The sequence below is a fragment of the uncultured Pelagimonas sp. genome, from assembly GCF_947498515.1.
Classification (GTDB): Bacteria; Pseudomonadota; Alphaproteobacteria; order Rhodobacterales; family Rhodobacteraceae; genus Pelagimonas.
In genome coordinates this window covers 1-24,944 of the sequence record NZ_CANMKO010000007.1, presented here as the reverse complement: position 1 = coordinate 24,944, position 24,944 = coordinate 1, and the positions used below count along the sequence as shown (strand labels likewise).

Here is a 24,944-nt window from a genome sequence, read left to right as displayed (position 1 = left end):
ATTCGCAACGAAAAATGGTGCTAATTGTTACGCTCATGGGGGAGGATGACCATGACCCGCCACGACCTACCAGCCGGTATGACCCGCGCCACTGATACGACCGGAACTACAGACGGGTATATGCCCGGTTTCGGCAATGATTTCGAGACCGAAGCGCTTCCCGGTGCTTTGCCGCAAGGGATGAATTCGCCCCAGCGCTGTAACTACGGCCTCTATGGCGAGCAATTGTCCGGCACGGCCTTCACCGCCCCTAGTCATCAAAACGAGCGCACATGGTGTTACCGTATCCGCCCGTCGGTTAAGCATAGTTCGCGCTATACCAAGATCGATATGCCCTATTGGAAATCCGCACCCTGTGTGGACCCGGACGTGATTTCGCTCGGGCAATACCGCTGGGATCCGGTGCCTCATGGCGAAGGTCTGACATGGCTGACCGGCATGCGCACCATGACAACGGCGGGGGATGTGAATACCCAAGTTGGCATGGCAACGCATATCTATTTGGTCAACGAAAGCATGGTCGACAGCTATTTCTTTTCAGCTGACTCCGAACTTTTGGTCGTTCCCCAAGAAGGCAAGCTGCGCTTTTGCACGGAATTGGGAGTGATCGACGTTGCGCCGCAGGAAATCGCGATAATTCCACGGGGCTTGGTTTACCGGGTTGAGGTTCTAGAGGGGCCGTGCCGTGGGTTTGTTTGCGAAAACTATGGTCAAAAGTTCGACCTCCCGGGTCGTGGGCCGATTGGGGCCAATTGCATGGCCAACCGCCGCGATTTCAAAACGCCGGTTGCGGCCTATGAAGATCGCGAAGTGCCGTCAACCATGACAATCAAGTGGGCCGGTCAATTCCACAGCTGCGAGATTGATCAATCGCCTTTGGACGTGGTGGCATGGCACGGCAATTATTGCCCGGTGAAATACGATCTCAAAACCTATTGCCCGGTTGGGTCGATCCTGTTTGACCACCCTGATCCGTCGATTTTCACCGTTCTGACGGCCCCATCTGGGGTCGAAGGCACCGCCAATATCGACTTTGTCCTGTTCCGCGAACGTTGGATGGTGATGGAAGATACCTTCCGACCACCGTGGTATCACAAGAACATTATGTCGGAATTGATGGGCAATATTTACGGCCAATATGATGCCAAGCCGCAGGGGTTCATTCCCGGTGGTGTGAGCCTTCACAACATGATGCTCCCGCATGGGCCGGATCGTGATGCTTTTGATAAGGCATCCTATTCCGAGCTGGGGCCAGAGAAGCTCGACAACACCATGTCCTTTATGTTCGAAACTCGGTTCCCGCAGCATCTGACGGCTTTTGCCGCCAATGAGGCACCGTTGCAGGATGAATATATTGATTGCTGGTCCACCATCGAAAAGAAATTCGACGGCACCCCCGGCAAGAAGTAAGCACATATGGGGGCGCAGCCCCCAAACCCCCGGGGTATTTCTGGAAAGAAGAAGCCGGGATGTTCCACGTTATTCGAAAGGTCGATCATGCCTCTTCTCAAATCATGGGTCGAAAGCGCCAACACGCCCGACACCGATTTCCCGCTTAACAACCTGCCTTACGGCGCGTTCATAACAGACGAAGGTGAAACGCATTGTGGGGTCGCCATCGGTGACATGATACTTGATGTCACCGCTTTGGAAGAAGCCGGTATTTTGATGGCGTCGGATGAAGAGGACGAAGTGTTCTTTTTCGGCGATTGGACCGAGTTCATGGCGATGGGCCCTGCGGTTTGGGACGCTTATCGCAAAGGTCTGACTGGGCTTCTCTCAGAAGACAATGGCGATGCGCCCGAGTTGGTGCCGTTCCTTGTCCCGCAAGTCGGCACAAAACTGGTGATGCCATTTGCCGTGAGCGAGTACACTGATTTTTATGCGGGCAAACATCACGCTACGAACGTGGGAACAATGTTCCGCGGGGCCGAAAACGCCCTTCCGCCGAATTGGCTGTCGATCCCGATTGGGTACAATGGCCGCGCGTCGTCGGTTGTTGTGTCGGGCACCGATGTGCGTCGCCCTTGGGGGCAGCTTAAGGGGCCAAATGACGACATGCCGCGCTTTGCCCCCTGTGCTCGCTTTGACCTTGAGCTTGAGATGGGTGCGATTGTTGGCACCTCCTCCGAAGGCATGGTCAGTGTTCAGCAAGCGGATGACATGATCTTTGGCTATGTACTTCTTAACGATTGGTCGGCGCGTGATATCCAAGCTTGGGAATATCAGCCGCTTGGCCCGTTTCAGGCCAAAGCCACCGCGACATCGGTTAGCCCATGGATCGTGACCAAAGCCGCCTTGGAATCGTTCCGCACATCGACGCCAGAACGTGAACGTGATTTGTTGCCATATCTGCAAGAACCCGGCCCGATGCTCTATGATGTCGAGCTGGAAGTCACCCTTGCCCCTGAGGGCAAAGACGCGACAACTATCGCACGCACCAATTATAACGAGATGTACTACTCTGCCGCGCAGCAGTTGTGCCATCACAGCACCTCGGGCTGCCCGATGAACACCGGTGATCTGCTGGGGTCCGGTACAATTTCTGGCCCTGAGAAAGAAAACCGTGGTTCTTTGCTTGAACTCAGCTGGGGCGGCAAAGAGCCCCTGACGCTCGACACCGGCGAAACCCGCAATTTCCTCGAAGATGGTGATACGCTGACCCTCAAGGGCCATGCCCAAGGGGATGGTTTCCGCATCGGGTTTGGCAGCTGCGAGGGTAAAATCCTCCCTGCTAACGAAAAACCACACGCCTGATTTTCATCTCGCCAAATAAACTCCCGCCGGAGGCTCCCACCATTGCCTCCGGACCCGACACTCGAAAGGACATCCCATGGCCAAGGCCTTTGCCTCCGCAGGCGATATGGAAGAAAAGAAAACCTCCTTTACCAAAATCGGTGACGGCCTCTATGCTTTCACCGCCGAGGGGGATCCAAACACCGGAGTGATCATCGGCGACGACAGCGTCATGATCATCGAAGCCCAAGCCACCCCGCGCCTTGCCCGCAAGGTTTTGGAATGTGTCCGTGAAGTCACCGACAAACCGATTAGCCACTTGGTTTTGACCCATTACCACGCTGTGCGCGTGCTTGGGGCCAGCGCATATGGGGCCAAAGAAATCATCATGTCCGACACCGCGCGCTCGATGGTGGCTGAGCGTGGGCAAGAGGACTGGGATAGCGAATTTGACCGCTTTCCACGTCTGTTCCAAGGGCACGAAGAAATCCCCGGTCTGACATGGCCAACCACCACCTTCAGCGACAGCATGACCGTTTACCTTGGCAACCGCCGCGTTGACATCATGCATCTGGGTCGCGCCCACACTGCTGGTGACGCCGTGGTTTGGGTGCCTGATCAAGAAGTCATGTTCACCGGTGACATCGTCGAATACCACTCGGCCTGCTATTGCGGCGACGGGCATTTTGGAGATTGGGAAGACACCCTGATGAACATCGCAGATTTCGAACCCAAGAGCATTGCACCGGGTCGTGGCGACGCGCTTGTTGGTGAAGATATGGTTGAAAAAGCCATCGCGGCGACGGCGGATTTTGTGCGCTCAACCTACAAGCCGGTCGCCAAAGTTGTGGCGCGTGGCGGATCGCTCAAAGAGGCATGGGATGCGTGCCGCGCCGAATGCGACCCCAAGTTCAAAGACTACGCGATCTACGAACACTGCCTGCCTTTCAACGTCGCCCGCGCCTATGACGAAGCCCGCGGCATCGACACCCCCCGCGTTTGGACCGCACAGCGAGACAAAGACATGTGGGATTCGTTGCAGGATTGATGTCTTGGATCGAGATACAAAATAAGCTGGTCCAAGGGGTTCTGTGGGCCAGCGGGATAGAGGCGCTTAGCGCGCGGCTTGCCTATCATAAGAAACTAGAAGCGGCCCAAACTGGCTGGCGAAACCTGCCAAAGGCCCAACGCCACCTGGTGATTGGTTTGGATCCGGAGTTGCAGCGGCTCAAAAAACGAGCGGACAAGGCCAGCTGGGTCGCGGGGATCGTCAGTTTCGTTGTGATCGTGGGGGTCACTTTCGCAACGCGCTAGGTGCCGAAGAGAAAACCGTGACGGGGGGAAGACATGGAGGACACAATGCAGAGTGCGAGCTTTATCGGAACCATCGGTTTTGCGACGTTCGGCGTGGGTTCGCTTGGCTTTTTTCTGTTTCTGATCAAAGCGGTGCCAACCGCCTTCGCCTCTGGATTAGATGGTTCAGAGACTAGGCCAATCCATGATCGTGGGTTGGTAGGAAATGCTGCAATCAAAGAGCTGTTTGGTTGGCTCAAATCTAGCAAAGTCGGACTCTTGAGTGCCATCCTGATGGGCTTTGGGTACGGGACATTCTTAGGGTTGGTGTTTTTTCTGAGAAACTAGGAAAACCGCTGCCGCGATATTGAACAAGGGAGGACACCATGTTTGAGGACCGCTATTCACTAGCCTTCAAGCTTTACCCATATGAACGCAGCGTCGATCAGGATGCCGACAGCCCGGTGCGCCATCCCGTGGTCATCATGGGTGGCGGGCCAATTGGTGTTGCCACGGCGCTTGATCTTGGCCTTCAGGGCATTCCCGTTGTTGTGCTTGATGATCACGAGGGCATCGGCATGGGGTCGCGCGCGATTTGCTTTGCCAAACGCTGTTTGGAAGTCGCCGATCGTTATGGTTGTGGTGAGCCGATGTTGGACAAGGGTGTGGTCTGGAATGTCGGCAAGGTGTTCCACAAAGAGGGGCAGGTTTACGAGTTTAACCTGCTACCGGAAGAGGGCCACAAATACCCCGCCTTCATCAACCTCCAACAGCCCTATTTCGAAAAGTTCATCGTGGATCGCGTCCGCGAAGCGCAAGCCAAGGGTGCGCCAATTGAATTGCGTGGGAAAAACCGCGTGGATTCCATCACCGAGTTTGACGACTACGTAGAGTTGGAAATCACGACCCCCGACGGCGGTTACAAAATACAAGCCGACTGGTTGATTGGTGCCGATGGGGCGTCTAGCCCGTTGCGCGGCATGATGGGCCTCGATTTCGAGGGCCGGGTGTTCCAAGACAGCTTCCTGATCGCTGACATCAAGATGAAAGGTGAGCTGGAATTCCCAACCGAACGCTGGTTCTGGTTTGAGCCGTCGCACGGCTCAGGCGCGTCGACCTTGCTGCACAAGCAGCCCGATGACACATGGCGGATCGATTTCCAGATCGGCTGGGATGTCGATCGCAAGGAAGAGATGAAAGAGGAAAACATCCGCCGCCGTCTCGATGCGTTTTTGGGCGATGTCGAGTATGAGATGGTTTGGTCATCGATCTATACGTTCCAATGCAAACGCATGGACCAGTTCCGCCATGGCCGCGTGATGTTTGCCGGTGACGCCGCGCATCAGGTATCGCCGTTCGGGGCACGCGGGGCCAATTCCGGCATGCAGGATGTCGATAACCTCGGGTGGAAATTGGGTATGGTGATCCGGGGTGACGCCCCTGAAACCTTGCTTGATACCTATTCCGAAGAGCGGGTGCACGGGGCCGATGAAAACATCCTCAACTCGACCCGTGCGACAGACTTCATTACTCCAAAATCCAAAGCCAGCCATATTTTCCGCAACGCGGTTTTGTCACTGGCCGGGGACCATGAGTTTGCACGCCCTCTAGTCAATTCGGGCCGTTTGTCAGTGCCTTGCACCTATGATGGATTGTCGCTGAATGGGCCGGATGAGTTGGTGGGTGGCCCAAATCGGACCCGCGTCGGCAGCTCCTGCCCCGACGCGCCACTTGGGGACGGCTACTTGCTGTCGAGCCTTGGCAATGGGTTTCAAATCTTGACGATTGATACTGATGCACCGGATGAGGTGACCGAAGACCGCGTGACCGCCAAGCGTGTGGCGGTTTCTGCCAAAGACGACCCAAGCGGCGCTTTGTCGGAACGCTACCTTGGCAAGGCGTCATCGGCTGTCTATTTGATCCGCCCGGATCAACACGTCGCGGCGCGCTGGGATCACTTTGACGAAGATGCCATCCGCGCGGCGATTCGAACCGCTTGTGGCAAGGGGGCCTAAACATGAGCACAGTCACAACCACGCCGAATATCACCGACCCGGATGGGTTTTACGCCAAACTCATCGACATGCATGATGGGTTGTCGGACGACGACAGCGCGGCACTAAACGCGCGTTTGATCTTGGTCTTGGCCAATCATATCGGCGATAGATCGGTCTTGGACGAAGCCATGGAAATCGCTCAGAAAACTGGCTAGCCACCAAATGTAATCTTGAACCGGGCGCCGTTGGGGTTTGGTTCAAGATGTAAATCGCCACGATGGGCCTGCAAAATGTTGCGGGCCACCGAAAGGCCCATGCCGGTGCCGCCGCTGTCCCTTTTGGTGGTAAAGAACGGCTCAAATATCCGCGACGCGTTGCCTTTCGACACGCCTTGGCCGTTGTCCTCTACCAATACATAGTTTCGATCTGCGACGAGGGTAACTTTGTCGGCACCATGCTCTTGTGCATTGCCGAGCAGCTGGGTCAGAACGATGTGCAAACCTTCGGGTGCTATGGGCAAGGCGGTATCCCCGCCGGTTATCTTTATCGCCATTTTCGGGTTTTGTGCATGCAAATCCTCGGCCAGATCCTCTAGGGTGCAGTGACCCAAATAGCGTGTTTCGCGTGCTTGGGCGGCGTTTCGTAGGGCGGAGAGTTGCAATTCCAACTGTCGTCGAGCGCCATCAATTTGCGCCACCAACACCCGGTCCTCGCTGCTTAGATTAGGGTTGTCTTCTAGCAACTCCGTCGCCGCACGAATGGCCGAAACGGGTGTTTTTAACTCATGCGTGACGTGATCGGTATAGGCGCGAATGGTGGTCTCACGGTCGCGCAGGGCCTCGGCCATGGTGATAACGCCACGCGCCGTTGCATCAATTTCCTTGGTGCCAAAATGCTGGGGCGCGGGAGGGTTTTGCCCGGCTTCCTGCCCTTTGGCGTATGATTCTAGCTCATAAATCGGGCGCACCAAGAGGCGTACCAAAAGCCATCCGGGCACGGCGGTGATGATGGCGATCAGGATGGCTAAAACCACGGCAGCCTGACGAAAGCCGATTTCTGGCCCAAGGTAGCGTAGGGCCACCAGCCCGATCAGCGACAAAACAAGCGTTCCCGTCAACGCTCCGCCGATCACAAAGCCAAGGCTTGGCCGCCACTTGCCGGTCATGAACACGCCCCAAGGCGAATGCCCTGCCCATGCACGGTTTCCAGTGCATTTTGGCAGCCTGCATCGCTTAGCTTGCGCCGCAGATTGCGGAGGTGACTGTCGAGGGTCCGGTCCGAAACATCGCTTCTTGCGCCCCAGATTGCGGTGATCAGCTGATTGCGCGACATGAGTTGCGCCGGGGCCCGCAAGAATTGATCCAGTAGCGAAAACTCGGTGGCGGTTAAAGCGACCTCTTGAGTGCCGACGGCACAATGACGGGCGGCGCGGTCCAATGTGATGAGCCCATGTTTAGACGTCGTCAAAGGCACACCGGCACCATTGCTGCGCTTTAGAATGGCACGGACGCGGGCGACCAATTCGCGGGGGCTAAAGGGTTTAGTGACATAGTCATCAGCCCCAAGCTCCAAACCCAAAATCCGGTCAATTTCGTCATCCCGCGCGGTTAGAAACAGGATCGGAACTTGGGACGTGGCACGGATTTTGCGACAGACCTCAAACCCGTCCAATTCTGGCAGTCCGATATCAAGTACGATCAGGTCGGGGTTTTCACGGGCCACGTGGGTGAGCGCCGATCGCCCATCAGAGGCGGTCAAAACCTGGTACCCAGCGCGTTCCAACGCGATACGCACCAAATCGCGCAACCGGGCATCATCATCCACCACAAGGATGTTCATTTCAATTTCTCCGCCAAGACCTGATTGCTGTTATCATAGAGACCAGAGCGCCAATTGCGAAAGCCCCATTCCTGCCAGTTGTCCAGTGTGTTCAAGCGGTTGATCGGGCAATAGCTGGGTAAACCATTCGCGTCCGGATGCCCCAAGGCCCCGCGGGCAGTTGGGTTCAAGGTACAGATGTAGTCGAAGTCGGGCTTTGCCATTGTCAGGTTCTGATGAACGATATGATCGGCAAAGTTAACGAAACAGCATGTGAATAAGACAGCAGTTGCCAGACCACCCCAGCGGGTGAAAAGCCAAACATTGGTTTTGTCGCAGCGGGCTTGCCACGCAACCAAAGTGAGGCCAACAGCAACCAATCCGATCCAAATCATTGCATAGATGCGCAGGTACGTCAGGCCATAGGCCCCGACATAGAGATCAAGGCGCAGCATCGCAGACAGGCACAGCAGGATATTTTGTGCCAACCACAGATACATGAGCGGTTTCAATGCGCGATGTTCGCCTAAAAAGGGCCGCGCCAAAAGGGCGAAGCCACCCGCAAGCAGGGCGGTGGCCAATAACGGATAAGATCCGCGATGCGCATAGCTTGCATAACTCATGCTATCGGGAAGCGACGCGCCACCGACAAAAATGCCAAGGTCCATGGCGGTTTGAACGCCAATGACGGTGTTGAACATCCAAAGTGCCCGAAGACAGGAGGTTTTGGTCAGGCCAAATAGATTTGCCTCCCGGATTTCGGCGGATACGCGCACATTAGGCATGGGAACAATAGTGGTGTCAGCAACTAAAAAGGGGGCAAATAGAACCGCAACGCCCAACCAGAACATGCCCCGGGCCATCAAATCGCCGAACTGAATGTCGATGGATATAGCCTGAAGCAGGATTGGATTTGCCATCAAAAGAAGCCCGCCAAACACCAACGCCCCACCAACCGGAAACCCCCAAGAGCGCAGTATTTGAGCCAAATTCGGGGTGGGAGACAGGGTTTTAAGCTGGACGGCATACACCAATGAGCGGGCGACTTTTTCAAAGTAGCTGGCAAACAGTGTCCAAACCCCCTCAATCATATCAAGCGAGGAGGGAGTTTCGCTGCGTGCCCACACCAAGGCCAGAGCAAAGCTGAGCACCAAAAAGAGGCATGAGAGTAGCTGGACATATTCGATGATTGGCAAGCTGCCGATCAGCAACAAAATTGCTGGGCGAACAAGGCGTGATCGTGGGCGGATGTCGGCAGTCGCGACAAAAAACAAAGCTATGGTGAACAATGCGAGGGATATGCCGACCTCGACCTCCCAAAACAATCTGTCCGCAAGCGCGACGACCAGCAAAAGGGCAAGCGATTTGGGCAAAGCAGTGTCGCGGCGTTCGTGGTCGGTATCTGGGGGCGGCGGGGTTTGGTCGTCGCTGAACCACCAGGCATCTCTGGCAAGTGCATTGGGCAAGCCGCGGCGTTCGAATGTTGGTGTCATTGATTTGTCCCTCTTTTGTTAAGAGGGGTTGTGCGGGATTGAGCGTGCAGTTCCGGATGGGGAGTTGTGCAGGTTTTGTGCAGACAGCTAATTTTGCCAAAGAAAAGCGCCGCTTGGAGGGTCCAAACGGCGCTTGTTCATTTTGTTAAAGGCTGTTTAGCCGGAAAAGGCTTGTATCGTCAAAAAGATCACAGCCGAAAGCAGAGCCGCAGCAGGCACGGTGATGATCCAGGCGGCGATGATTGTCATGAAGTGCGAGCGGCGCACCAGTTTGCGACGACGGCGTTCTTGCGACGTCAGGGCCGGGCGATCCGGCACAGCCAGACGAGCCTTGCGCAAACGACGCTCGGAATCCCATTCGCGGAAGAACCCGACACCGAACACACCGCCAACGGCGATATGGGTCGAGCTAACCGGTAGGCCCAGCCAGCTGGCGACGATTACAGTGATCGCAGCGGACAAAGCCACGCAATAGGCGCGCATTGGATTCAGCTTGGTGATTTGGCTGCCGACCATTCGGATCAACTTGGGGCCGAACAGGAACAACCCGAACGAGATACCAAAGGCGCCGATAATCATAACCCAGCTTGGGATCGAAATCGCGGCGGTGAAATCACCGGTGCCCGAGGCCTGAACAATCGCGGCCAATGGGCCAACGGCGTTTGCAACGTCATTGGCACCATGTGCAAAGCTTAGCAACGCGGCGGAAACCACCAGCGGGATGCCAAACAGAACCTTGAGCGATTTGTTGCGGTTTTCAAGGCCAACAGATTGCTTGCGGATGATCGGGATCATCGCCAGCCAGATGCCAACACCCACCGCGCCGCCAATCATGATGGCAGTCGGGAGATCAATCTTGATGATTTTTTTCAGGCCTTTGAGCGCAAGGTATGATGCAAACGCACCGGCCATAATACCAACCAAAACCGGCACCCATTTGCGGGCTTGGGCAATTTTGTCGTCCTGGTAAACGATCTTTGCTTTGATGAACCAAAGGAACCCGGCGGCAATCAGTCCGCCCAAAGCGGGGGAGATCACCCAACTTGCGGCGATCTTGCCCATGGTGGCCCACTCAACAGATCCAAATCCGGCAGCCGCAATCCCGGCCCCCATAACACCACCAACCACCGAATGGGTTGTTGATACTGGTGCGCCGACCCAAGTGGCTAAGTTCACCCAAAGCGCCGAGGACAGCAGAGCCGCAAGCATTGCCCAGATGAAGACCTCAGATGTTTGCATGCTTTCCGGGGCGATGATGCCCTTGGCGATGGTTTTCACCACGTCTCCACCGGCCAAAAGCGCACCGGCGCTTTCGAAAATTGCCGCAATTGCGATGGCACCACCCAAGGTCAGAGCATTCGCGCCAACCGCCGGACCCATGTTATTGGCCACGTCGTTTGCACCAATGTTTAGCGCCATATAGGCCCCAAACCCGGCGGCGATCACCACAACCATTGTGTTATCGGATTCACCGAAAAGCAGCATGGCAAGGAAGCCAGCAATCACGATAAAGATTGCTGCAATGCCAGGGCCAACCATAGGGCGACCGACATAAGCCGTGGCCTTTTCCATGGTGGAAAACCGGCCAAGATCGCGATCAAGCGTATCGAGATGGTCCGGGTCGAAGTTGTTCTGTGTCATGGCACCCCACCGTCACAAATCAGTTACGTGTTTGTTACGTTCGGTAGTCTGCTTGGACCTTCAAATCAACAGTTGACACGTGTGTCGCGGAACTTGTTGGCAGGCAAAATGTCACTGTCAATTTATTGCAACAATCATAGATCAATCGGAGCGGGATTGAGGCGGATCATGGCGCGACCTGAGAGTGCGTCGCGATAGCCAGCGCGTCTGCTTTGGCGAATCGATCTAAGCGCGCATGACCCTCTTTCCAATTGGTCAAACAAGCGCTGGACCAACGAGGATTGCATGCCTAACGTGCGCCTATGTTTGCCTATTTGACCAAACGCCTGATTGCACTCTGCCTCAGCCTTGCTATCGCATCTTTGGTGATTTTTCTGGTCGTCGAAGTCGCACCGGGCGATCCCGCGAGCTATATGTTAGGGATAAACGCCCAACCCGATACTATCGCGGCGTTGCGCTCCGAGCTTGGGCTCGATGTTCCAAAACACCAACGTTATCTGAACTGGGTCGGCGGAATGTTGGTTGGTGATTTTGGCACCTCCTACACTTACCGCAGCCCCGTGTCCGATATGGTGGCGGATCGCTTATGGATTTCCTTGCCGCTCGCAATCATGGCGTTGTGCCTTTCCACGATCATTGCGATTCCGGCCGGGGTTCTTGCCGCATCTCGCCGCGGCAAGATGGCGGATGCCGGGGTCATGACGGCCACACAGCTTGGCGTCGCCATCCCGAATTTCTGGTTTGCGATGCTGCTTGTCGCCTTGTTTGCCATCAAATTGCGCTGGTTTCCGTCGGGCGGGTTTCCCGGTTGGGATAATCCGGTCAAAGCGCTCATTGCGCTGACCTTGCCCGCCGTCGCCTTGGCCTTGCCCCAGGCCGCGATCCTAACCCGAGTGATGCGGTCGTCTTTGATCGATATTCTGGGCGAAGATTTTATGCGCACCGCCCGTGCCAAAGGACTTACACGCCGTCAGGCGCTTTGGCGGCACGGGTTGCGAAATGCGCTAATTCCGGTTCTGACCATCATTGGCCTACAGTTTTCGTTCCTTTTGGCCGGTGCGATTATTATTGAACAGGTGTTCTATCTGCCCGGCCTCGGGCGTCTGGTGTTCCAAAGCATCTCGCAGCGTGATTTGATCGTCGTAGAAAGCGTCGTCATGTTGTTGGTCTTTGCCGTGATCACTGTCAATTTTATTGTCGACCTAACTTACGCGCTGGCTGACCCAAGGTTGAGGCGATCGGCATGAATAGAAACCTGATTGTCGGTCTCGTCCTCACGTGCCTCTTTATCGCAGCGGCCTGCGTGTCCTTTGTCTGGACACCGGAAAACACGGAATCGATGAATATTTCGGCGCGGCTGCAGCCCCCAGACGCGGTGAATTGGCTTGGGACAGACCACTTTGGGCGTGATCTTTTGTCGATGGTCATGGTCGGCGCGCGCACGTCAATAGCTGTTGCCTTGGTTGCGGTTGGTATCGGCATGGGCTTTGGCGTACCGCTAGGGTTGGCCGCAGCGGCGGCGCAGGGTGGAATGTTGGACGAGTTGATTTCGCGCCTCAACGATTTGATTTTTGCCTTTCCATCGCTGGTCATAGCCATCCTGATTACGGCGGTTTTCGGGGCCGGTGCGATAAACGCAATCATCGCCATTGGGGTTTTTAACATCCCGGTTTTTGCGCGCTTGTCGCGTGGGGCGGCGCTTAGCCTCTGGCAGCGCGAGTTTATTCTAGCAGCGCGCACGGCGGGCAAATCTGCGACCCGAATTAGTGTCGAACACATCCTCCCAAACATTGCGAACCTGTTGATTGTGCAAGGTACGATCCAGTTTTCGCTCGGCATCTTGGCCGAAGCGGGCCTGTCTTATGTCGGCCTCGGGGCGCAACCGCCCTTGCCGTCTTGGGGGCGGATGTTGGCGGATGCGCAAACTATGGTTTCACTCGCTCCGCATGTGGCCATTGTCCCGGGTATGGCAATTGTTCTGATGGTTTTGGGCCTGAACCTTTTGGGTGACGGGCTGCGTGACGCGCTTGACCCCCGTTTGCAAGTGAGGCGGGCGTGAAACGTACAACAACCGAAACTCAGCCATTGCTAGAGATCGATACTCTGTCGGCTTCGATCCACAGCAAAACTCTTCTGGATCAGATTTCAATACAGATTTCCGCAGGAGAGATTGTCGCCCTAACCGGCGAATCTGGCTCTGGAAAATCCATGACAGCCTTGGCTGTCATGGGGTTGTTGCCCAACCAAGTAGACGTGGATGGCGGCATTCGGATGGACGGGCAAGACCTGTTGACCCTGAGCGAAACCGAAATGTGCGACATTCGTGGTCGCGACATTGGCATGGTGTTTCAAGAACCAATGACCGCCTTGAACCCGGTGCGCACCATCGGGGATCAGGTGGCTGAAACGATCCGTGTCCACACCAAAGCCTCGCGGTCCGATGCATTGGCGCGCGCGGCCGAGGTGCTAACCCGCGTTGGTTTGCCCCAAGACCGGTTCCCGCTTGGCCGCTATCCGCACGAATTGTCGGGCGGTCAGCGTCAGCGGGTCGTGATCGCCATGGCAATCGCCCTACGTCCCCGACTTTTGATTGCTGATGAACCGACCACCGCGCTTGATGTCACAACTCAGGCGCAAATCCTTGATCTGTTGCGTGATCTTAGCCAGACCGAGGGCATGGCCGTGATGATGATTACCCATGACCTTGCCGTTGTGTCCGACATGGCAGACAAAATCGCCGTTATGAAATCGGGTGAAATTGTCGAACAGGCCCCGACGCGGCAATTGTTCGCCAATATGACCCACCCCTACACACGCGACCTGTTCGAGGCCTCGCGCCATCAGGCCAATATGCCCGATCCGATCAAGGCCCCAGCGTTGTTGCAGGTTCAATCGGTGTCTTGTGACTATCCGCTGCCCCGGCCGCATCCCTTTGCCAAACGTCCGGCTTTTCGGGCCGTTCGGGATGTGAGTTTCGAGCTCCAAGAAGGGGAGCGTGTTGGCCTTGTCGGTGAATCGGGATGTGGGAAATCGACCCTAACACGGGCGATACTGGGGCTAAGCGAAACGACAACCGGGACAATCCTTTTCGACGGAACACCAGTTTTTTCGCATGGCCACCCCAATCCGGATGTTCAACGTCAGGTGCAGGTGGTGTTTCAAGACCCCTACGGAAGCTTCAACCCCCGCCATCGGGTGCGTCGCCTAATCACCGAACCCTTTCACCTATTGCCAAACCCGCCAACCGGCGCGGCGCGGGATAGTGCCATCGCCAAAGCGTTAAGTGACGTCGGCCTGTCGCCGGAGGATGCCGACAAGTTCCCGCACGCCTTTTCTGGCGGCCAGCGCCAGCGACTCGCGATTGCCCGCGCTCTTATCATTCGGCCAAAGCTTATCGTTTTTGACGAAGCGGTTTCGGCGTTGGATGTGCGGGTACGGGCGCAAATCCTTGATTTGATGGCGGGCCTGTGCCGCCAATATGGCTTGGCCTATCTGTTCATTTCGCATGACCTTAGCGTGGTGCGCTCAATCACCGATCGGGTTTTGGTGATGCAGCGAGGCGAGATCGTTGAACAGGGCGCAACCGAACAGATTTTCCAATCGCCGACCCACACCTACACCCAATCCCTGATTGCCGCCGCACCGCAATTGCCTGAGCTAGGAGACCCAAATGCTGCCTGACATTCCCTTTGATCCAAGCCAGTTGTTGATAGGTGGGCAATGGCGAGACCCGTCTGACACTCTCGCGCTGACAAACCCGTCTGACGGCTCCGATTTGGCGCGTATTGCCAAAGGCACTGCGGCGGAAGTTGATTTGGCGGTGCAAGCGGCACAGGACGCATTGGACGGCGACTGGGGGGACTTTACTGCCGCAGAGCGGGGGCGTGTCTTGACACGTTTGGGGCAGTTGGTTTTAGAAAACGTCGAGCTCTTGACGACACTGGAATCGCTGGATGTCGGCAAGCCTACCACCCAAGCGCGTGCCGATGCCGTGGCCCTTGCGCGTTATTGCGAGTTTTATGGCGGTGCGGTGGACAAATTGCATGGCCAAACCATTCCCTATCTCAATGGCTATACCGTCTACACCCTGCGCGAACCGCATGGGGTGACGGGGCATATCGTGCCGTGGAACTACCCGATGCAGATCATTGGCCGCTCGGTAGGGGCGGCTCTGGCGATGGGAAATGCCTGTGTTTTGAAACCGGCCGAAGATGCCTGTTTGACCGCTTTGATGTTTGCCTATCTGGCAGAACAAGCCGGGCTTCCGGCAGGGGCGTTGAACGTTGTGCCGGGCCTTGGCCGCGAGGCGGGGGCGGCCCTTGCCGGTCATCCGGGAGTACAACATCTAAGCTTTACCGGGTCGGTTGCAACGGGGGCCATGGTGCAACAAGCGGCGGGGGCCAATGTGGTTCCGGTCACACTGGAACTTGGGGGGAAATCACCGCAAATCGTGTTTGAAGATGCTGATCTTGAAGCGGCCTTGCCGTTTCTCGTGAACGCGGGGCTCCAGAACGCCGGGCAAACCTGTTCGGCCTCCGCGCGCATTCTGGTGCATAGTTCGCGATTTGATGAGGTGGCAACACGTATGGGGGACGCCTATCGCGCCAAGCGAATTGGGCCGGCGAACACGGACCCAGACATCGGCCCGCTGATCAACGCCACGCAGCGCGACCGCGTGATGGCGTTCTTGGACGGCGCATCGGATTTGCCGGTTTTGGCCGAGGCAAGTATTTCGCCCGATCTGCCGCCGGGGCACTATGTTCCGGCCCGCCTGTTTGGCCCCGTCAAACCGGACCACCGATTGGCGCAACAGGAAATCTTTGGCCCGGTGCAGGTGATCATTCCGTTTGAAACCGAAGACGAGGCCGTCGCCATCGCCAATGGCACCGATTATGGCCTTGTTGCCAGCATCTGGACCAAAGACGGCGCACGCCAAATGCGGTTGGCGAAACGGCTTAAGTCGGGTCAGGTGTTCATCAACAATTATGGGGCCGGTGGCGGGGTCGAATTGCCCTTTGGCGGGATTGGGAAATCCGGTCATGGGCGCGAAAAGGGATTTGAAGCGCTGTATGGGTTTTCGACTTTGAAAACCGTTGCAGCGTTCCATGGGTAGGAGAGAGCGATGAGACTTGAGGGGAAACGCGCCATTGTCACAGGGGCGGCGTCGGGGTTTGGTGCCGGGATTGCAAAACGGTTTTTGGCCGAGGGCGCACAGGTTGTTGTGGCCGATATCAACGGGGCTGCGGCCCAAGGTTTTGTGGCCGACAATGATGGTATTGCGTGTACCGTCGACGTCGCCAGCGGCACGAGTGTCAAAGACATGGTGTCCTTGGCGAACGCCGAAATGGGCGGGGTTGATATCTTGGTCAACAATGCCGGAATCACACATTTGCCGACGCCATTGGAGGACGTGTCTGAAGACGATTTTGACAGGGTTTTTGCAGTGAATTGCAAATCGGTTTACCTCACCGCCAAGGCGCTTATTCCGCAATTCAAAGCCCAAGGAGGCGGTGTGGTTTTGAACGTTGCCTCGACCGCGGGCGTGTCACCGCGGCCCCGGCTCAATTGGTACAACGCGTCAAAGGGGTGGATGATCACCGCGACCCGCACAATGGCCGTTGAATTGGCCCCCGAAGGCATTCGCGTCAACGCTTTGAACCCGGTTGCGGGCGAAACGCCGTTGCTCAAAAGTTTCATGGGAGAGGACACGCCCGAAATACGGGAGAAGTTCCTGTCGACAATTCCGTTGGGCCGGTTTTCGACCCCAGAAGACCTTGCCAGCGCCGCGCTTTACCTGTGTTCGGACGAGGCAAGCATGGTCACCGGTGTTTGTATGGAAGTAGACGGCGGACGCTGCATTTAACAACATTTCGAACGCCCCGATGAAAGGCATATGATGACCCCCGGCCAACGCAATTTGATCACCGATATTCCTGGCCTCAAGGTTGGAAACGCCCAAGACCCAGACCTCAAGAGCGGCACAACTGTTTTGCTGTCAGGCGCGCCGTTTACCACCTCGGTCGCGGTGCATGGTGGTGCGCCGGGCACCCGTGAAACCGATCTTTTGGCCCCTGATAAATCTGCGCCCGGTGTGGATGCCTTGGTTCTATCGGGGGGGAGCGCCTTTGGCCTTGCCTCGGCTCAGGGGGTGATGGATGCGTTGCATGAACAGGGACGTGGATTTCCGGTTTTGTCGGCGCGAGTGCCCATTGTCCCGGCGGCGATCATTTTCGACCTGCTGAATGGCGGTGACAAAGATTGGGGCGAAAACCCTTATCCTGCGCTGGGTCGGGCCGCTTTGGTTGATGCCAAAACGGATTTTGAGATTGGAACATTTGGGGCCGGGGCCGGAGCGCAAACGGCGATGCACAAAGGGGGTCTTGGCTCGGCCAGCCTTGTCTTGCCAAGTGGCGTGACAGTTGGGGCCTTGGTTGCGGTTAACCCGATGGGAAGTGTGACCACGCCGTCCGGGCGTCATTTCTGGGCCGCGGCTTTCGAGGTGGATGGCGAATTCGGTGGGCTGGGCGTGGACCCAAAACCTGAGCTCACCCTGCCGCCAAGTCGCAAGGTTCCGGCGATGGCCAGCCTCGGCAACACAACTATCGCGATTGTTGCCACCGATGCCGCGCTGGACAAGGCGCAATGTCACCGCATGGCGGTTGCGGCCCATGACGGAATGGCGCGGGCCATTGTTCCCGCGCATACTCCAATGGATGGAGATTTGGTTTTTGCCGCGTCAACCGGAGCCCGCCAACTGGATGATCCGGGCATTGAGCTTGCCGCGATTGGTCATGCCGCCAGCCTATGTTTGGCGCGCGCCATTTCCCGCGCAGTTTGGGAGGCACAGCCCGAATCCGGTGATACCTTGCCGACCTTGAAACAGGATCTTGGCCTTATTTAAGGATTGGAGGGCTATCTGGGTCCGAACCGGGGGTGACGTGTTCAACCTTTTTCGGCTGCGGCGGTTCAGGAAGGTCAAAGCGCAAGGCGACTCGCGCCAATTCAGCGGCCAAAATATCGCTGTCATCGACAAAGGTGACATCTAGCACACCCGCCTCAAGCCCGGAAAACACCAGCGCCTCGTTCACGGCCCCGGCAAGGGCGCGCTGGGCCTCGGGGACCGAGCCGGTTACGCCCAACAAATGCCCTTGGGAGCCATCGTCATAAGTCACAGCGGCTAAATAGGCCGTGCGGGCCAGCCCCGCCGCGCTTGCCAGTTTTGCGTCTAGTGCGGTGATCAACGAGTCGGGCAAGCCACGTGGCGCGGATAGGCGTTCGGGGCGTGCTTCGCGCTCTTCTGGTCCATGATCCAAAGTGCCGGATAGCCATTCCAAGGCCTCGGGCGGCATTAGAAATTCGGAAGGGGCGACTTCGGGGTTCAGTGCCAAGCCGATGTTTTGACCGCTTAGCATTTGCGCCAACGCCCGGCCGGGGAGGGCGGCATAAGGAACCGCTCGACCAGCAAATTGTGAAATCCGGTCTTCGCGATCAAAGACCAAGACAAAAGATGCATCCTGAAGCTCGAACACTTCGGGTGAAATGCTATCGCCCTCTGGTTCTTGGGTGAGCATCAAGAACAGTTCAGCACTTGCCAAAGCATCGTAGAACCGCAACCGCGCGGTATCGTCTTGCGGGGCCGCGTCCATCGCCGCGTAGGCGGTATCGATCACAGTTTCAGTCATCCAGAACCTCTTGGATGCGGGCGCGAAGAACCGGCAAAAGCTCTGCCTCGAACCACGGATTGCGTTTGAGCCAAGCGGTATTGCGCCAGGACGGATGGGGCAAGGGGATCGCGTTGGGCAGAAAGTCGCGCCAGCGCTCGACGGTGGCATTTACGCCCTGCGTACCCGGCAAGTGCCATTTCTGTGCATAGCCTCCGATCAGCAACGTCAATTGAACGTTTGGCATGGCCTCGAGTACCTGCGGCCGCCATGTTCTGGCGCATATCGCCGGAGGCGGTAGGTCCGATCCTTTTCGGTAACCGGGAAAGCAAAATCCCATCGGCAAGATGGCAATTTCCAACGCATCATAAAACCGCGCTTCATGGATCCCCATCCAATCGCGCAGCCGATCACCCGACGGGTCGGTGAATGGTCGCCCGGATAGATGCACCTTCATTCCCGGTGCTTGCCCGGCAACAAGTATCTTGGCGTGGCTGGATACTTGCAAAACCGGGCGTGGAGAATGGCCTGTTTCGGTCAATGCAAACCGATCAGCACAGAGTGAACAGGCGCGAATATCGTTCAAGAGGTCATCCATTTCCCTGAAATAGCTGGAAAACCGCGTCTGTGCACCCGTCATTTCGAGGTTTATCGAAATAACTCTTGCGCCATTCTGTCATTTCGATAAAACTAGAAATATGAAAATGATCGACTCACCCACACTCACCCTCGAAACCGCAGCGTCCAAATTTGCGGCCCTTGGATCGGAACAACGCCTGCAAGTGTTGCACACAATGGTGCGCGCCGGACCGGATGGGTTGTCGATCGGCGAATTGGGCGAACGGACCGGGATCACCGGGTCGACCTTGACCCACCATTTGAAAATTTTGTCAGCCGCCGGGCTGGTAAAACAAGAGAAAAAGGGCCGCAGCACAATATGCGCCGGGGCCGATTACGCCGAGGTCGAAGCGCTCTCGGAATACTTGTTGCGCCAGTGCTGCGCTGATTGCGACCAACCTGACAAGGATCATCGTCATGGCTGATATCACTCAATCTCAGGGGCCACGTTGGCCGAAACTGTCCAAGGCTTGGCTGGCAACGGCTGTTATTTTGCTGGCAGTTGCCCTGTTTGAATCGCATGAATTCTGGCCAACTGTTGAGTTCACGGCCAAGGCGCTTTTGAACACCGCGCCGTTTATTTTGTTTGCGGTTCTGGCCGTCGCTTATCTCAAGGCGACCGGGGCGGAAAACCTCTTGGCCAAGGCCTTTGAGGGGCGCGAAACCCGCATGATCTTTCTTGCAGCGCTTTTGGGGGGGCTGTCTCCCTTCTGCTCATGCGAAGTCATTCCCTTCATCGCGGCGCTATTGGCTGTCGGAGCCCCGCTGAGCGCGGTCATGGCGTTCTGGATTTCATCCCCCTTGATGGACCCAGCGATGTTCTCAATTACCGCAGGTGGCCTCGGCTTTGAGTTTGCGACCGCCAAAATGTTTGCCGCCGTTGGTATCGGACTGCTTGGTGGGATGGGGACCATGATGTTGAAAAACACGGCCGTCTTTACCGACCCCTTGCGCGAGAAACCGCAAGTTGGGGGATGTTGCGGGGTCAAAAAACCATTCTCCGGCAAGCCACAATGGAAGTTTTGGACAGAGTTGGCTCGGATCGAAACCTTTCGTAGCACGGCCCTAACCAATGCGCTGTTCTTGTTTAAATGGCTAACTTTGGCCTACCTGATCGAGGCGATCATGATCCGCCATGTCCCGGCGTCTCTGGTTGCTCAGACCTTGGGTGGTGATGGTATCCAGCCAATCTTGCTAGGAGCTTTCGTTGGAATGCCGGCCTATTTGAACGGATACGCAGCCGTTCCCTTGGTTAAAGAGCTGCTGGCCATGGGTATGGCACCCGGTGCGGCGATGAGCTTTATGCTCGCTGGTGGGGTTAGCTGCATTCCGGCTGCTATCGCGGTCTGGGCGTTGGTCAAGCCCAAGGTGTTTGCCGCCTATCTTGGATTTGCACTTGTTGGGTCGGTTATTGCAGGTTTGGCTTGGGGCGCAATCGCATAACCTAACTGCCCAAAATCTATCCAAGACATCCAATGCCGCCGCTCAGAATGCCTGAACGGCGGCATTAATGTTGTGCCAAAGACTCTGTTCGCGTTGCCCTGAGGGCAAGATTCCGTTAAATCCGTTTGAAATCCACGGTATTCGGCCTTTGAGGAGACCTCATGTATCGCGTCTGGAACTTCCTGACTAACTACTCACTGCTCTTGATTTTCGGGGCGCTGATTGCCCTTGTTTGGGCGAACCTTGATGCTTTGGCACCGGTAGCGGGGCAACCCCATTACTGGGCCGATACCTACCACCACTTTGTGGAATTTGTGATTTGGGATCATGCACCTATCGGGCATATGCACGACGGGCATCGTACGCTGACCCTGCATTATCTGGTGAACGACGTCCTGATGGCGCTTTTCTTTGCCATTGCAGCAAAAGAAGTCTGGGAGGCCGTGATCCTCGAAAACGGCAGCTTGCGCGGCAAGAGAGCGGCAACGCCTCTGTTTGCCACGGCGGGCGGCATGTTTGGCCCGATTGGTGTATATCTTGGTCTCGCGGCAATCATGGGGTCAGACACGTATGACGCTGTTGCCAATGGCTGGGCGATCCCAACCGCCACAGACATCGCATTTAGCTATCTGGTTGGCCGACTGGTGTTTGGTGCGGGCCACCCCGCGGTTCGCTTTTTGCTGTTGCTGGCGATTGCGGATGACGCGGCTGGCTTGATCATTCTGGCGATTTTCTACCCGTCTGGCGATTTGGCCCCCGAATGGCTGGGCCTGTCGTTGTTTGCTGCGGTGGGCGTATTCATTTTGGCCAACTGGCTGCCGCGTCGTCTTGACCGGGGCAATCAGGATCGCCCAAAATCTACGTGGGTGCGCAAAAACCTTTCATTCTGGCCATACCTACTTGCCGCTTGCGCGAGCTGGTACGGCTTTATGATGTCCGGCTTGCATCCTGCATTGGGCCTACTGCCGATTGTCCCAACGTTGCCACATGCCGACCGCGCCTTTGGCATGTTTGCCGCCGCCGAAGAGCATCTCACCGACCTCTTGAACATGGTTGAACACGCGCTCAAACACCCGGTTGAGATCATCTTGTTCTTCTTCGGCCTGTTGAACGCCGGTGTTGAGTTGTCGTCGATGGGCGATGCGACTTGGTTGGTTTTGGCCGGTCTCCTGATCGGTAAACCCGTGGGTATCCTGCTGTTTGGTTGGTTTGCTGCTGTGCCGCTCAAGCTTGGCATCCCACAAGGTATGCGCATTATTGACCTAGTTGTTATCGGCTGTGTGGCCGCGATCGGTTTCACCGTCTCGCTCTTTGTGGCCACGGTCGCATTCGATGCCGGACCGGTTCAGGATGCTGCGAAAATGGGTGCGCTGTTTAGCTTTGCGGCTGCGATTGTTTCTATTATCGCGGGCAAAGTGACCCGCGTGCAAAAGCAAGACATCTAAAAAACCACGTAGAATTGTTGCGCAAGCAGGCCCCGATTTGGGGCCTGCGTTGTTTTTGTTTCCAATTCTGGTCATAATATGGCCCTAGTCTGCACCTAGACCTAAGGAAAGCCCGCTAAAAGGGTGGTAACGAGCAGAGCCGGGGCAACCCAAATGTTGGAATTTGACATGGTAAGCAAGTCCTTTTGGACTGGTACGCAGCGCAAGGTTATCCTTGATCGCGCGTCTTTCCGTGTGAACCTCGGCGAATCTCTTGGTATTCTGGCACCAAACGGCACCGGCAAAACCACATTGATCAAAATGATGGCTGGCCTTGAAAAACCTGACGAAGGCGAAGTGCGTCGGAATTGCCGTGTATCCTTCCCATTGGGGTTTATGGGCGGCGTTGTGTCCAAAATTTCCGCACGCGAAAACGCCCGGTTTATCGCCCGTATGTATGGGCTTGACCCTGACTATGTTGAATCCTTCTGCCGGTGGCTTTGTGGGCTCAAGGAATACTTTGACCAACCAATAGGCACCTACTCCTCAGGCATGCGGTCTCGGTTTACCTTCTCTTTGATGTTGGCGCTGGATTTCGACATCTATCTGATCGACGAAGGCATGCCGAATTCCACGGATGTGGAGTTCAATCAAAAGGCTGGGGATATCCTGGCAGAACGGTTGCGTACGACGACGATCATCATCGTATCGCACCAACCGAAGATTTTGGAAAAATTCGCCCGCAAGGCCGCCGTTTTGATGGACGGCAAATTGCATATGTTTGACACCTTGGAAGAAGCGAAACAGCTCTATGACTACGAAACCCAAGGCTAAGAAGTTCCGTATCCGCCGTTCACCGGCGGCCGAAACTCCGGCAGCAGAGGCCGCTCCGCAGGCTGCGCCGCAGCGGGCTCAGGCCCAGCCACGTGCCGTTAGCCAACGGGTTGGAGCCGCTCAGGCGATTGCTGAACAAGTCACTGTTCAACCGCCACGCCCGACCCAGCCACAAGTTCAGCCCCAGGCACAAGCACAGGCTCAAGCCCCGCAGCCCAACCTGGCAGGCCAAGTTGCGTCAGCAGCTCAGGTTGCGTCCGAAACGGATATAGACGCCATTCGACGCGAAGGGTTGACCGGACGCCAATTGCGGATGGCCCGCCGGGTTGCACAAAAACACGGTTTGGCCCCGACGTCTGATTTCGATGCTGTTCGGTTGCTACGCGTCAAAGGGATCGACCCGTTCCAACGCACAAATATGCTTGAGCTGGTCAAACCGGAAGACGCCGAACAAGCCCCCCAAAAACCCGATGCAAAAGTTCAGTTGCCGCAAACGGTTCAGTTGGAAAAACAACAATTGCCGTCGACTGAAATGGCAAATCCGGCCGAGCGTCGCGCCATCGAGATCATGAAGATCCAAAAAGAACTTGCTGCACGTCGCCGCAAAAAGCAGTTGCTTTTGCTGACACGGCTGACGGCCTTTGTTTTGCTGCCGACATTGTTGGCCGGATACTATTTTTACGCTGTGGCGACACCGATGTATTCGACCAAATCTGAGTTTTTGATCCTGAAAAACGACGGTGGCGGAGCTCAACCTAGCTTCCTTGCCGGATCGCCCTTTGCGACGGCACAGGACGCTATTGCGGTGCAAAGTTACCTGCAATCCAAGGATGCAATGTTGCGTTTGGATGCGGATGTGGGGTTCAAATCGCATTTCACCGACGAAGTCATTGATCCAATCCAACGTCTCGAAGAAAATCCTTCCAACGAAGAAGCTTACAAACTTTACAAGCGACACGTGGAGATTGGGTTTGATCCGACCGAAGGAGTGATCCGGATGGAAATCATGGCAGCCGACCCTCAGGTTGCAACAGATTTCAGTCAAGCCCTAATTGGTTATGCTGAGGAACGGGTGGACAACCTATCGCTGCGAAAACGGTCGAATGCGGTTCAGGATGCGGAACAGGGTCTTTTGGATGCGGACAATTCGCGCCGCGATGCACAAGAAAAGCTGGTGCGTTTACAGCAAGATTCCAATGCTGTTGACCCCGAGGCGCAAATTGCCGCCCTGCGGTCGCAAATCAATACCTACGAATTGCAGTTGCAAGAGAAAAGCCTTCAACTTCAGGCGCTTCTGGACAATGCTCGTCCAAACCGCGCCAAGGTAGATGGCGCCCGGGGGGATGTTCGCCGATTGGAAGCCTTGTTGGCAGAGTTGAATGCCAGAATGGTTTCCGCAACAACCGGCGAAAACTCCTTGGCTGAAAAAGCGGCACAAATCCAACTGGCGCAAGCGGATTTGGCAACTCGGGATCTCATGTTGCAAACAGCCCTCCAAACTTTGGAGCAAGCGCGGCGTGAAGCATCGACACAGGCGCGTTACTTGACAACGTCGGTCGAACCGGTCGCCTCTGAAGACCCGGCCTACCCTCGAAAGTTCGAAAACACCGCTCTCGCATTTCTGATTTTCGGTGGCATCTATCTGATGATTTCGTTGACCGCGTCTATCTTGCGGGAACAGGTGTCGAGCTAAGCTGTTGGCCACCTAGTCAATAAACAAACAGCCGCTACACCAGTTATTGGTGTGGCGGCTTAGGCTTACCTCGCCACCCCCCTTCGTTGCTTCAGGGGTTGGTATGGGTTTTTCTTTCGCGTCGATAAGCCTTTTGAATTATGCCTCTGCAACGTTGACAAATTGGGTTCCAGCGGGCCATTTGAGCCCAAACAATCTGGGCAAAGGGCAGCTCTCATGAAAATCGCAATGATCGGCACGGGCTATGTGGGTCTGGTTTCTGGCGTCTGTTTTTCGGATTTTGGGCACGAAGT

24 protein-coding genes are annotated in these 24,944 nt (G+C 56.1%); 18 read left to right on the top strand and 6 right to left on the bottom strand.

The window, feature by feature from the left end; all coding sequences use genetic code 11:
- The first annotated feature begins 51 nt into the window (after positions 1–51).
- The 7 genes from hmgA to Q1A43_RS13780 all read left to right on the top strand — a co-directional run bounded on the left by hmgA (position 52) and on the right by Q1A43_RS13780 (position 6,241).
- The gene (gene hmgA / locus Q1A43_RS13810; RefSeq protein ID WP_299936085.1) at positions 52–1,410 is read left to right on the top strand and encodes a homogentisate 1,2-dioxygenase; all 1,359 of its coding nucleotides are present in this window, start codon (positions 52–54) and stop codon (positions 1,408–1,410) included.
- A gap of 87 nt (positions 1,411–1,497) precedes the next feature.
- Complete coding sequence (gene fahA, locus Q1A43_RS13805; protein ID WP_299936082.1) at positions 1,498–2,757, top strand: fumarylacetoacetase; 1,260 nt, start codon at positions 1,498–1,500, stop codon at positions 2,755–2,757.
- Positions 2,758–2,833: 76 nt separating this feature from the next.
- Positions 2,834–3,784: an MBL fold metallo-hydrolase gene (locus tag Q1A43_RS13800; RefSeq protein WP_299926767.1), complete on the top strand. Its 951-nt coding sequence runs from the start codon at positions 2,834–2,836 to the stop codon at positions 3,782–3,784.
- A complete protein-coding gene (locus Q1A43_RS13795) occupies positions 3,784–4,050 on the top strand; it encodes a hypothetical protein (protein ID WP_299936080.1) in 267 nt (88 codons plus the stop codon). Before Q1A43_RS13800 ends, Q1A43_RS13795 begins: the two co-directional genes overlap by 1 nt.
- A 33-nt stretch (positions 4,051–4,083) precedes the next feature.
- Positions 4,084–4,377: a hypothetical protein gene (locus Q1A43_RS13790; protein ID WP_299926772.1), complete on the top strand. Its 294-nt coding sequence runs from the start codon at positions 4,084–4,086 to the stop codon at positions 4,375–4,377.
- Between the two features lie 38 nt (positions 4,378–4,415).
- Positions 4,416–6,044, top strand: coding sequence for an FAD-dependent oxidoreductase (locus Q1A43_RS13785; protein ID WP_299936078.1), 1,629 nt, complete (start codon positions 4,416–4,418; stop codon positions 6,042–6,044).
- Positions 6,045–6,046: 2 nt separating this feature from the next.
- The gene (locus Q1A43_RS13780; RefSeq protein ID WP_299936076.1) at positions 6,047–6,241 is read left to right on the top strand and encodes a DUF2783 domain-containing protein; all 195 of its coding nucleotides are present in this window, start codon (positions 6,047–6,049) and stop codon (positions 6,239–6,241) included.
- On the opposite strand, the gene Q1A43_RS13775 is transcribed toward Q1A43_RS13780, so the two are convergent.
- From Q1A43_RS13775 to Q1A43_RS13760, 4 genes are all read right to left on the bottom strand, one after another.
- Positions 6,238–7,191, bottom strand: a complete 954-nt coding sequence (locus Q1A43_RS13775; RefSeq protein ID WP_299936073.1) for a HAMP domain-containing sensor histidine kinase — start codon at positions 7,189–7,191, stop codon at positions 6,238–6,240. The two genes, Q1A43_RS13780 and Q1A43_RS13775, sit on opposite strands and share 4 nt — an antisense overlap.
- The gene (locus Q1A43_RS13770) at positions 7,188–7,865 is read right to left on the bottom strand and encodes a response regulator transcription factor (protein ID WP_299936071.1); all 678 of its coding nucleotides are present in this window, start codon (positions 7,863–7,865) and stop codon (positions 7,188–7,190) included. The genes Q1A43_RS13775 and Q1A43_RS13770 overlap by 4 nt, the downstream gene beginning before the upstream one ends.
- Positions 7,862–9,337: a DUF4153 domain-containing protein gene (locus tag Q1A43_RS13765; RefSeq protein WP_299936069.1), complete on the bottom strand. Its 1,476-nt coding sequence runs from the start codon at positions 9,335–9,337 to the stop codon at positions 7,862–7,864. The genes Q1A43_RS13770 and Q1A43_RS13765 overlap by 4 nt, the downstream gene beginning before the upstream one ends.
- A gap of 156 nt (positions 9,338–9,493) precedes the next feature.
- Positions 9,494–10,978, bottom strand: a complete 1,485-nt coding sequence (locus Q1A43_RS13760) for an inorganic phosphate transporter (protein ID WP_299926789.1) — start codon at positions 10,976–10,978, stop codon at positions 9,494–9,496.
- Between the two features lie 302 nt (positions 10,979–11,280).
- Between Q1A43_RS13760 and Q1A43_RS13755 the strand changes: the two genes are divergently transcribed.
- Genes Q1A43_RS13755 through Q1A43_RS13730 form a run of 6 tightly spaced genes read left to right on the top strand, consistent with a single transcriptional unit; the run spans position 11,281 to position 17,879 of the window.
- Positions 11,281–12,225 carry an ABC transporter permease gene (locus tag Q1A43_RS13755; protein WP_299936068.1) on the top strand — a complete coding sequence of 315 codons (945 nt, stop codon included), beginning with the start codon at positions 11,281–11,283 and terminating at the stop codon, positions 12,223–12,225.
- Positions 12,222–13,037, top strand: a complete 816-nt coding sequence (locus Q1A43_RS13750; RefSeq protein ID WP_299936066.1) for an ABC transporter permease — start codon at positions 12,222–12,224, stop codon at positions 13,035–13,037. The genes Q1A43_RS13755 and Q1A43_RS13750 overlap by 4 nt, the downstream gene beginning before the upstream one ends.
- Complete coding sequence (locus Q1A43_RS13745) at positions 13,034–14,659, top strand: dipeptide ABC transporter ATP-binding protein (RefSeq protein ID WP_299936064.1); 1,626 nt, start codon at positions 13,034–13,036, stop codon at positions 14,657–14,659. The genes Q1A43_RS13750 and Q1A43_RS13745 overlap by 4 nt, the downstream gene beginning before the upstream one ends.
- Positions 14,649–16,091, top strand: coding sequence for an aldehyde dehydrogenase family protein (locus Q1A43_RS13740; RefSeq protein ID WP_299936062.1), 1,443 nt, complete (start codon positions 14,649–14,651; stop codon positions 16,089–16,091). The genes Q1A43_RS13745 and Q1A43_RS13740 overlap by 11 nt, the downstream gene beginning before the upstream one ends.
- 9 nt (positions 16,092–16,100) lie before the next feature.
- A complete protein-coding gene (locus Q1A43_RS13735; protein WP_299936060.1) occupies positions 16,101–16,841 on the top strand; it encodes an SDR family oxidoreductase in 741 nt (246 codons plus the stop codon).
- Positions 16,842–16,874: 33 nt separating this feature from the next.
- Positions 16,875–17,879 (top strand): P1 family peptidase, encoded by a 1,005-nt coding sequence (locus tag Q1A43_RS13730; RefSeq protein WP_299936515.1) that lies wholly within the window; start codon positions 16,875–16,877, stop codon positions 17,877–17,879.
- Here Q1A43_RS13730 and Q1A43_RS13725 read toward each other — a convergent pair.
- On the bottom strand, positions 17,872–18,660 hold the full coding sequence (locus Q1A43_RS13725; protein WP_299936057.1) for an SseB family protein: 789 nt from the start codon (positions 18,658–18,660) through the stop codon (positions 17,872–17,874). The genes Q1A43_RS13730 and Q1A43_RS13725 overlap by 8 nt on opposite strands.
- Positions 18,653–19,237 carry a uracil-DNA glycosylase family protein gene (locus Q1A43_RS13720; protein WP_299936514.1) on the bottom strand — a complete coding sequence of 195 codons (585 nt, stop codon included), beginning with the start codon at positions 19,235–19,237 and terminating at the stop codon, positions 18,653–18,655. Before Q1A43_RS13720 ends, Q1A43_RS13725 begins: the two co-directional genes overlap by 8 nt.
- Positions 19,238–19,337: 100 nt before the next feature.
- Here Q1A43_RS13720 and Q1A43_RS13715 point away from each other — a divergent pair, with 100 nt between their 5' ends.
- From Q1A43_RS13715 to Q1A43_RS13695, 5 genes are all read left to right on the top strand, one after another.
- Positions 19,338–19,682 (top strand): metalloregulator ArsR/SmtB family transcription factor, encoded by a 345-nt coding sequence (locus Q1A43_RS13715; RefSeq protein ID WP_299926809.1) that lies wholly within the window; start codon positions 19,338–19,340, stop codon positions 19,680–19,682.
- Positions 19,675–20,700: a permease gene (locus Q1A43_RS13710; protein WP_299936054.1), complete on the top strand. Its 1,026-nt coding sequence runs from the start codon at positions 19,675–19,677 to the stop codon at positions 20,698–20,700. The genes Q1A43_RS13715 and Q1A43_RS13710 overlap by 8 nt, the downstream gene beginning before the upstream one ends.
- 161 nt (positions 20,701–20,861) lie before the next feature.
- Positions 20,862–22,145, top strand: coding sequence for a Na+/H+ antiporter NhaA (locus Q1A43_RS13705; protein ID WP_299926815.1), 1,284 nt, complete (start codon positions 20,862–20,864; stop codon positions 22,143–22,145).
- A gap of 153 nt (positions 22,146–22,298) precedes the next feature.
- On the top strand, positions 22,299–22,958 hold the full coding sequence (locus tag Q1A43_RS13700; RefSeq protein WP_299926817.1) for an ATP-binding cassette domain-containing protein: 660 nt from the start codon (positions 22,299–22,301) through the stop codon (positions 22,956–22,958).
- On the top strand, positions 22,936–24,651 hold the full coding sequence (locus Q1A43_RS13695) for a capsule biosynthesis protein (RefSeq protein ID WP_299936051.1): 1,716 nt from the start codon (positions 22,936–22,938) through the stop codon (positions 24,649–24,651). The genes Q1A43_RS13700 and Q1A43_RS13695 overlap by 23 nt, the downstream gene beginning before the upstream one ends.
- Positions 24,652–24,944: the final 293 nt, after the last annotated feature.

What these genes read in the sequence shown, in the direction of transcription:
- Q1A43_RS13760 (WP_299926789.1), bottom strand. Translation starts at nt 10,978, where the DNA reads ATGACACAGAACAACTTCGACCCGGACCATCTCGATACGCTTGATCGC.
- Q1A43_RS13800 (WP_299926767.1), top strand. Translation starts at nt 2,834, where the DNA reads ATGGCCAAGGCCTTTGCCTCCGCAGGCGATATGGAAGAAAAGAAAACC.
- Q1A43_RS13770 (WP_299936071.1), bottom strand. Translation starts at nt 7,865, where the DNA reads ATGAACATCCTTGTGGTGGATGATGATGCCCGGTTGCGCGATTTGGTG.
- Q1A43_RS13740 (WP_299936062.1), top strand. Translation starts at nt 14,649, where the DNA reads ATGCTGCCTGACATTCCCTTTGATCCAAGCCAGTTGTTGATAGGTGGG.
- Q1A43_RS13780 (WP_299936076.1), top strand. Translation starts at nt 6,047, where the DNA reads ATGAGCACAGTCACAACCACGCCGAATATCACCGACCCGGATGGGTTT.
- fahA (WP_299936082.1), top strand. Translation starts at nt 1,498, where the DNA reads ATGCCTCTTCTCAAATCATGGGTCGAAAGCGCCAACACGCCCGACACC.
- Q1A43_RS13695 (WP_299936051.1), top strand. Translation starts at nt 22,936, where the DNA reads ATGACTACGAAACCCAAGGCTAAGAAGTTCCGTATCCGCCGTTCACCG.
- Q1A43_RS13765 (WP_299936069.1), bottom strand. Translation starts at nt 9,337, where the DNA reads ATGACACCAACATTCGAACGCCGCGGCTTGCCCAATGCACTTGCCAGA.
- Q1A43_RS13715 (WP_299926809.1), top strand. Translation starts at nt 19,338, where the DNA reads ATGAAAATGATCGACTCACCCACACTCACCCTCGAAACCGCAGCGTCC.
- Q1A43_RS13705 (WP_299926815.1), top strand. Translation starts at nt 20,862, where the DNA reads ATGTATCGCGTCTGGAACTTCCTGACTAACTACTCACTGCTCTTGATT.
- Q1A43_RS13725 (WP_299936057.1), bottom strand. Translation starts at nt 18,660, where the DNA reads ATGACTGAAACTGTGATCGATACCGCCTACGCGGCGATGGACGCGGCC.
- Q1A43_RS13730 (WP_299936515.1), top strand. Translation starts at nt 16,875, where the DNA reads ATGACCCCCGGCCAACGCAATTTGATCACCGATATTCCTGGCCTCAAG.
- Q1A43_RS13735 (WP_299936060.1), top strand. Translation starts at nt 16,101, where the DNA reads ATGAGACTTGAGGGGAAACGCGCCATTGTCACAGGGGCGGCGTCGGGG.
- Q1A43_RS13755 (WP_299936068.1), top strand. Translation starts at nt 11,281, where the DNA reads ATGTTTGCCTATTTGACCAAACGCCTGATTGCACTCTGCCTCAGCCTT.
- Q1A43_RS13795 (WP_299936080.1), top strand. Translation starts at nt 3,784, where the DNA reads ATGTCTTGGATCGAGATACAAAATAAGCTGGTCCAAGGGGTTCTGTGG.
- Q1A43_RS13700 (WP_299926817.1), top strand. Translation starts at nt 22,299, where the DNA reads ATGTTGGAATTTGACATGGTAAGCAAGTCCTTTTGGACTGGTACGCAG.
- Q1A43_RS13775 (WP_299936073.1), bottom strand. Translation starts at nt 7,191, where the DNA reads ATGACCGGCAAGTGGCGGCCAAGCCTTGGCTTTGTGATCGGCGGAGCG.
- Q1A43_RS13710 (WP_299936054.1), top strand. Translation starts at nt 19,675, where the DNA reads ATGGCTGATATCACTCAATCTCAGGGGCCACGTTGGCCGAAACTGTCC.
- Q1A43_RS13785 (WP_299936078.1), top strand. Translation starts at nt 4,416, where the DNA reads ATGTTTGAGGACCGCTATTCACTAGCCTTCAAGCTTTACCCATATGAA.
- Q1A43_RS13720 (WP_299936514.1), bottom strand. Translation starts at nt 19,237, where the DNA reads ATGGATGACCTCTTGAACGATATTCGCGCCTGTTCACTCTGTGCTGAT.
- Q1A43_RS13790 (WP_299926772.1), top strand. Translation starts at nt 4,084, where the DNA reads ATGGAGGACACAATGCAGAGTGCGAGCTTTATCGGAACCATCGGTTTT.
- hmgA (WP_299936085.1), top strand. Translation starts at nt 52, where the DNA reads ATGACCCGCCACGACCTACCAGCCGGTATGACCCGCGCCACTGATACG.
- Q1A43_RS13750 (WP_299936066.1), top strand. Translation starts at nt 12,222, where the DNA reads ATGAATAGAAACCTGATTGTCGGTCTCGTCCTCACGTGCCTCTTTATC.